The organism is Photobacterium alginatilyticum, assembly GCF_009910675.1.
GTDB classification, from domain to species: domain Bacteria; phylum Pseudomonadota; class Gammaproteobacteria; order Enterobacterales; family Vibrionaceae; genus Photobacterium; species Photobacterium alginatilyticum.
This window is the reverse complement of record NZ_RSEJ01000141.1, coordinates 1-918: the sequence shown is the minus strand read 5'-3', so window position 1 is coordinate 918 and position 918 is coordinate 1. Positions and strand designations below refer to the sequence as shown.

The following is a 918-nucleotide window of genomic DNA, read 5'->3' as shown; positions in this document are numbered from 1 at the left end:
ACCGACGCGTTTTATCATTTGTTAGGCTAGGAAAAGAGGTCTTCCGACGGCTGGAATATCACATCAACGATTCAGCAATTCGTTGGGCGCAATCCACCCTAATTCTAATGGCAAGGAACAATTATCGTGCGTAAATTATGTGGGGATCTGCCAGCACCTGCAATAAGGTGCGCCCCACTGAACCAGCAAAGCGCCTCCAAACTCATACCAAAACCGCCGAGTGTAAAGCGTCACCCTTGATTATTTTGTTAGCTGCGTGCTCAATAGATTCTAAAATGTTAATTATCTAGCTACTAATTTTTTATACCAAAGTGAAATATAGTGCAGAATTATTCCTGAAAAAGCGCCAAAAAAAGCAAATTTTATACTACCAAACCACATAATTAGACCCGAATAGCCCTGTGCGGGACCCAAGCCTCCTTTATGCACAACGTCTAAAAGCATAAAGCTGTTCCAAAAAACATGTAGCAGTGCTGTAAAAACGAATACACCAGTAGCCATTTTACAGAGCAGCTTATGATTCTCTTTTACTGCTGTCCTACAGAACATCGCAACAACACTAAAAGCAATAATCAATGGTGCCGATAACGTACACGACACAATCAATGACTCTAAATAGCCACCATCTCCATGCAAAAACGTTAGAAACACTAATGACATTGAAAACAATAGTATTGCTAGTGCTGACCATATTAATTTGTTCATCGGATATCCTTTCCGTGATGAGTTTCCCTGATGCCTCATAAAGCAGCTAACGCCTGCAACTTACAAATCCCCACAAAATACCTTTGTAGTTCAATAAGTAGACACGCACCTTACCTTCTGATCTAATGAATTCACCACAAACACAAAAGATTGAAAGCAAGATGCGTGATATTCAAATTCTACACGAGTCGCTGGAAAAACAATGCCCTAACA

Annotated in this window: 1 protein-coding gene and 1 pseudogene; one reads left to right on the top strand and one right to left on the bottom strand. The window is 40.4% G+C overall.

Features of this window, described 5'->3' with window-relative positions; all coding sequences use genetic code 11:
* A pseudogene (locus EIZ48_RS28385) lies at positions 1 to 134 on the top strand (IS4 family transposase); the annotation flags it as partial.
* A 148-nt stretch (positions 135 to 282) separates the two neighbouring features.
* Here the strand turns inward: EIZ48_RS28385 and EIZ48_RS28380 are convergent.
* The gene (locus EIZ48_RS28380) at positions 283 to 705 is read right to left on the bottom strand and encodes a hypothetical protein (protein ID WP_160658749.1); all 423 of its coding nucleotides are present in this window, start codon (positions 703 to 705) and stop codon (positions 283 to 285) included.
* Between the last annotated feature and the right edge of the window lie 213 nt (positions 706 to 918).